Origin of the sequence: Aphanothece microscopica RSMan92 (genome assembly GCF_046613545.2) — a bacterium.
In the GTDB taxonomy this organism is placed as follows: domain Bacteria; phylum Cyanobacteriota; class Cyanobacteriia; order PCC-6307; family Cyanobiaceae; genus NIES-981.
In genome coordinates this window covers 1-763 of the sequence record NZ_JBKKKY020000271.1, presented here as the reverse complement: position 1 = coordinate 763, position 763 = coordinate 1, and the positions used below count along the sequence as shown (strand labels likewise).

The window sequence follows — 763 nt, the reverse complement described above, 5'->3', positions numbered from 1 at the left end:
TGACGTGACCCCCATTGCTGGTCCAGTTCTTCTGAGAGCTGGTGGGTCGTCAGGCCGCTCTCCACTGCTGGAGGACCTCCAGGGGCGTACGCCCCTGGAGCGCCGAATGCGGTCTGTAGGTGTTGTACTCCATCCGGTACTGCTCTGCCAACCGCCTGGCCTCTGGCACTGAGGCGAACAGCTCGATATTCAGGAACTCATCCCGGAAGCGGCTGTTGAACGACTCCACGAATGGATTCTCCCAGGGTGAACCTGGCTCGATGTAGGCCGTGCCAGAACCGCTGCCTGTGCACCATTCTTGCAAGGCATGGGCAATGAACTCAGGGCCATTGTCCATGCGCAGGTGCGTGGTTGGTGGATACAGCCTGAGCAGTTCCTCGATTGTGTCGATCACATCCACAGCCCTGCAGCGCCTGTTCACCCGAATGGCCAGACATACGCGGCTGAATTCATCCACCACGTTCAAGAACTTGAGCGTCCGGCCATCCATCGTCTGGTCAAACTGGAAGTCGATCGCCCAAACGTGGTGTGGGTATTCGGCCCGCAGCAACTCCCTTGAGCCGCTGGCAGGGCGAGAGCGCTTGCGCCGGCGCGGCAGGGGCCGCTGCAGCCCCTCCTCCCGCCAGATCCGTTGCACCCGCTTGTGGTTGACGCCCCAGCCCTCGAGCCGCAGCCGGCGGTAGACCAGTCGCCTGCCCCAGCGCACATGGCGCCGGGCCAGCTCCCGGATCCGCCGCCTGAGCTTCTGCTCCTCGATGGCCGC

The 763-nt window shown here is 63.4% G+C and carries 1 protein-coding gene; it reads right to left on the bottom strand.

Annotated features, from left to right (window positions below; translation table 11 throughout):
• Positions 1–49 precede the first annotated feature (49 nt).
• Positions 50–763, bottom strand: a 714-nt coding sequence (locus ACLD7X_RS17445; protein WP_411424958.1) for an IS3 family transposase, incomplete at its 5' end; no start/stop codon positions are given.